The organism is Frateuria sp. (genome assembly GCF_013362045.1).
Lineage (GTDB): Bacteria > Pseudomonadota > Gammaproteobacteria > Xanthomonadales > Rhodanobacteraceae > Frateuria_A.
The window spans coordinates 1-4,921 of sequence record NZ_JABFWW010000200.1; the positions used below are offsets into that span (position 1 = coordinate 1).

Below are 4,921 nucleotides of genomic sequence, written 5' to 3' on the forward strand. Positions count from 1 at the left end.
TGTCGGGCAACGTCGCCCGCGCCTATGCGCAGCTCGGCTATGCCTTCGCCCAGCATGACTTGGCGCAGGCCGAACTCGAGCGCGCCGGCCAGGCGCGCGAGCTGACCGCCCAGCGCGTCCGCGCCGGACTCGACAGCCAGCTGCAGCTCAAGCAGGGCGACGCCGAAGTGGCCAGCGCCGAGCAGCAGCTGGCGGTGGCCCGGCGCGCCATCGACGCGGCGCGCTCGGCGCTTTCGGTATTGCTCGGCAAGGGTCCCGACCGCGGCCTGGACATCGCCCGCCCGCAAGCGCTCGCGCCCGCCGCACTGGCGGTGCCGGCCGACCTGCCGATCGAGCTGGTCGGCCATCGCGCCGATCTGGTCGCCGCGCGCTGGCGCGTCGAGGCGGCGGGCCGCGACATTGCCGCGGCCAAGACCGAGTTCCTGCCCAACGTGAAGCTGGGCGCCATGGCCGGCCTGCTTGCGATGGGCGGCACCAACCTGTTCCGCGCCTCGTCGCTGTTCTACCAGGCCGGTCCCTCGCTCAGCCTGCCGATCTTCGACGGCGGGCGCCTGCGCGCCAACCTTTCGGCCAAGGACGCGCAGTACGACCTCGCCGTGGCGCAGTACAACCAGACCCTGGTCGGTGCGCTCAACGAAGTGTCCGACGACTACGCCGCGCAGCAGTCGCTGGCCGACCAGATCGCCGCGCAGCAGCGTGCGCTGGATGCCGCCAACGATGCCTGGCGGCTGGCCGAACAGCGCTACCGCGCCGGCGTCGGCAGCTACCTGGAGGCGCTCAGCGTGCGCCAGCAGCTGCTCGTCGCCGAACAGCGCATGGCCGCGCTTCGCGCCCAGCAGGTCGACCTTTCCGTGCAGCTGATCCAGGCCCTCGGCGGCGGCTATCGCCCCGAGGCCGCGGCCGGCCCGCAGACCGCTTCCTCCCCGTCCATCCCCGCACATTCCTGAAGGCTCATCCATGTCCAGCCAGCCTGCTTCCCAACCCAACGGCGCCGCTTCCGCGCCGGCCGCGAAGAACAAGCGCGGTTTCCTGCTGCGCGCGCTCGGCGTGGTGGTGCTGCTCGCCTTGATCGGCTGGGGCCTGTGGTACTACTTCGACGGTCGCTGGTACGAAGGCACCGATGACGCCTACGTCAGCGGCAACATCGTGCAGATTACCCCGCAGCTGCCCGGCACCGTGGTGTCGATCGGCGCCGATGACGGCGACCGCGTCAAGGCCGGCCAGGTGCTGGTCAAGCTCGATCCGAGCAACACCGAAGTGGCGCTGGCCGAGGCCAAGGCCAACCTCGCCAACACCGTGCGCAAGGTGCGCGGCCTGTACAGCACCGTCAGCGGCGCGCAGGCCGACGTGGCCGCGCGCAAGGTGGCGGTGGACAAGGCGCAGGCCGACTTCAACCGCCGCCGCGACCTGGCCAGGTCCGGCGCGATTTCCGCCGAGGAGCTGGCGCACGCCCGCGTCGAGCTGACCGCCGCGCAGAGCGCGCTCACCGCCGCCACCCAGCAGTACCAGACCAGCAAGGTGCTGGTCGACGACACTGTGGTCGCCTCGCATCCGGACGTCCAGACGGCCGCGGCGAAGCTGCGCGCGGCCTACCTGGACGACCTGCGCACGACCATCGTCGCGCCGGTCGACGGCTACGTGGCCAAGCGTGCGGTGCAGCTGGGCCAGCGCGTCGCGCCGGGCACGCCGCTGATGGCGGTGGTTCCGCTGCACGAGGTATGGCTCGACGCCAACTTCAAGGAAACCCAGCTGACCCACATGCGCATCGGCCAGCCGGTCCAGATCCACGCTGACGTCTACGGCGGCGACGTGACCTACAAGGGCAGGGTGCAGAGCCTGGGCGTGGGCACCGGCAGCGCGTTCTCGCTGCTGCCGGCGCAGAACGCCACCGGCAACTGGATCAAGATCGTGCAGCGCGTGCCGGTGCGCGTGGTGTTCACCGATGCGCAGCAGCTGGACAAGCACCCGCTGCGCATCGGCCTTTCCACGGATGTCACGGTCGACCTGCACGACCAGCAGGGCCCGATGCTGGCTCCCGAGCCGCCGGCCAAGCCGGCCTTCAGCACCGACGTCTACCGGCAGCAGCTCGACCAGGCCGACGGCCTGATCGCGCAGATCGTCCACGCGAACATGGCCGGCAACGGCGCTGGCGGCAGCAAGGCCCGCAGCAGCAAGTAGACGCCAGCTCCCTCCCCCCGCAAACGGGGGAGGCTTTTCACCCGGACACATCCACACAGCCCATGACCACCCAATATCGTCCGCCCAGCATGGCGCTGACCACGATCGGCCTGTCGCTGGCCACCTTCATGCAGGTGCTGGACACCACCATCGCCAACGTGTCGTTGCCGACCATCGCCGGCAACCTCGGCGTGAGCGTGAACCAGAGCACCTGGGTGATCACCTCGTTCGCGGTGAGCATGGCGATCTCGCTGCCGCTGACCGGTTTCCTCACCCGCCGCTTCGGCGAGGTGAAGCTGTTCATCTGGTCGACCCTGCTGTTCGCGCTGACCTCGTTCCTCTGCGGCGTATCGCAGAGCATGGGCATGCTCATCCTGTTCCGCGCGATCCAGGGCGCGGTGGCGGGACCGATGTATCCGATCACGCAGAGCCTGCTGATCTCGATCTATCCGCCGGCCAAGCGCGGCATGGCGCTGGCATTGCTGGCGATGGTCACCGTGGTGGCGCCGATCGCCGGTCCGATCCTGGGTGGCTGGATCACCGACAACTACTCCTGGCCATGGATCTTCTTCATCAACGTGCCGATCGGCATCTTCGCCAGCATGGTGGTGGCCAACCAGATGCGCGGACGCGTCGATGCAACGCAGCGGCCGAAGATCGACTACGTCGGCCTGGTGACGCTGATCATCGGCGTGGGCGCGCTGCAGGTGGTGCTGGACAAGGGCAATGACGAGGACTGGTTCAATTCCACCTTCATCATCGTCACCAGCATCGTCTCGGCGATTTCGCTGGCGATCTTCCTGATCTGGGAACTGACCGACAAGGACCCCATCGTCGACCTGCGCCTGTTCCGCCACCGCAATTTCACCTACGGCACGATCGCGCTGATCCTGGCCTACGCCGCGTTCTTCGCGATGAGCCTGCTGATGCCGCTATGGCTGCAGCGCAACCTGGGCTACACCTCGACCTGGGCCGGCTTCGCCACCGCGCCGATCGGCGTGCTGCCGGTGCTGCTGACCTTCTTCGTGGGCAAGTTCGCGCCCAAGTTCGACCTGCGTGCAGTCGCCTCGATCGCCTTCATCGTGTTGGGCGTCACCTGCTTCATGCGCTCGGATTTCTACATCGGCATCGACTTCTACCACGTGGCGCTGGTGCAGCTGATCCAGGGCTTAGGGGTCGCGCTGTTCTTCATGCCGATCCTGACCATCCTGCTCTCGGACCTGCAGCAGAACGAGATCGCCTCGGGCTCGGGGCTGGCCACCTTCCTGCGCACGCTGGGCGGCAGCTTCTCCGCCTCGATCACCACGCTGTTCTGGGAGCGGCGCGCCGTGGCGCATCACGAACAGTTGGTCGAGCACGTCACCGCCTACGATTCGACCACGCGCGCGGCGATGGACGCGATGGGCGACCCGCAGACCGCGGCGGCGATGATCAACCAGATGGCCACCCAGCAGGGTTACCAGATCTCCTTCAACGAGGTCTTCCATGTGCTGGGCTGGGTCTTCGTCAGCCTGGTGCTGGTGATCTGGCTGACCCGGCCGCCATTCATCGCCAAGGCGGGTCCCGCGGCGGGCGGCGGGCACTGAAAGAAGCGAAGGCGCCTTGCGGCGCCTTCGTCGTGTTCAGAGGTCGAAACCCACGCCGACCAGTGCCATGGTCTCGCCACGGTTGGGCTTGTGCAGGCTGCCATTGGAAATGTGGCGGATCTGGAAACTCAGATGCTCGCCCTGCCAACCCAGCGTGCTGACGAACTGGTAGTGGGTCGACAAGGCCTGCGTGGTCTGGCTGGTGCCGGCGAGCTGGAAGCTGAAGAACAGCGGGCGGTACCAGGCACCGGCATCGCCATAGTGGAACCGCGCGCCGGCGGCGACCAGCACCACCGCGTGGTCGGTGCCGTAGGCATCGCCGCGGTAGCGGGCCACGTCGCGGCTGTCGATCCAGCCGGCGGACACGTCGGGCGACCAGTCCAGCCGGCCGCTGTCGCCGATCGCATGCGGCGCGAAGATCGCTTCGACGAAGGCGGTGTTGGCGCCGTAGCTGTCCATGTAGCTGCGGCCACCCTGTACTTCCAGATGGGCGGCGGCGGCGGGAAGGGTGGCGGTGGCTAGCAGCAGCGCCAATGTGCCACGGAACGGGCGGGGGCAAGCGGGGAGCATGGAGAGACCTATCTGGGGGGAGGAGAGGTTTATGTACTCCATAGTTTACTTTTATACGGCCGCCATGGGTAAGGCGCGTCGTCCATGGTCACGAACGCTTTGTCGCGCGGATGCAAAAGCCACCCGCTGATGGCTGGTTTGCGCCACTATCGGCGGCCGGCCGCGCGCGCCCTCCCCTCGGACAGTCGCGCCGCCGTCCCGACCCAAGGACACCTCATGGAGAACCGTTCGATGGAAAGCCCCGCCGCCGCGCCGTTGCTCGCCAACCGTGACTTCCGCCTGCTGTTCGGCGGCAGCGCGATCTCGGCGCTGGGCGACCAGTTCACCCTGGTCGCGCTGCCGTGGCTGGTGTTGCGGCTGACCGGCAGCCCAGCCGCCCTCGGCCTGGTGCTGGCGGCGATGGCGCTGCCGCGGGCGATCTTCATGCTGATCGGCGGGGCGATGGTCGACCGGCTTTCCGCGCGGCGCATCCTGCTGCTGGCTCGCGGCGTCAACGCGGTGCTGGTGGCGCTGCTGGCTGGCCTGGTACTGGCCGGTGCGGTCGCCATGCCGGCGGTCTATGCCATCGCCCTGGGCATAGGCGTGGC

The 4,921-nt window shown here is 68.3% G+C and carries 5 protein-coding genes; 4 read left to right on the plus strand and 1 reads right to left on the minus strand.

Going from position 1 to position 4,921, the window contains the following annotated elements; all coding sequences use genetic code 11:
• From HOQ08_RS09345 to HOQ08_RS09355, 3 genes are all read left to right on the plus strand, one after another.
• Positions 1 to 947 (plus strand): efflux transporter outer membrane subunit (locus HOQ08_RS09345; RefSeq protein ID WP_291193596.1); only part of this gene is annotated, 947 nt, incomplete at its 5' end.
• Positions 948 to 957: 10 nt separating this feature from the next.
• Positions 958 to 2,178 (plus strand): efflux RND transporter periplasmic adaptor subunit, encoded by a 1,221-nt coding sequence (locus HOQ08_RS09350; protein WP_291193598.1) that lies wholly within the window; start codon positions 958 to 960, stop codon positions 2,176 to 2,178.
• A gap of 62 nt (positions 2,179 to 2,240) precedes the next feature.
• On the plus strand, positions 2,241 to 3,764 hold the full coding sequence (locus HOQ08_RS09355; RefSeq protein ID WP_291193600.1) for a DHA2 family efflux MFS transporter permease subunit: 1,524 nt from the start codon (positions 2,241 to 2,243) through the stop codon (positions 3,762 to 3,764).
• Between the two features lie 36 nt (positions 3,765 to 3,800).
• On the opposite strand, the gene HOQ08_RS09360 is transcribed toward HOQ08_RS09355, so the two are convergent.
• On the minus strand, positions 3,801 to 4,298 hold the full coding sequence (locus HOQ08_RS09360) for an acyloxyacyl hydrolase (protein WP_291193602.1): 498 nt from the start codon (positions 4,296 to 4,298) through the stop codon (positions 3,801 to 3,803).
• A 267-nt stretch (positions 4,299 to 4,565) separates the two neighbouring features.
• On the opposite strand from HOQ08_RS09360, the gene HOQ08_RS09365 reads away from it, so the two are divergent.
• The coding region (locus HOQ08_RS09365) for an MFS transporter (RefSeq protein ID WP_291193604.1) at positions 4,566 to 4,921 on the plus strand (356 nt) is incomplete at its 3' end.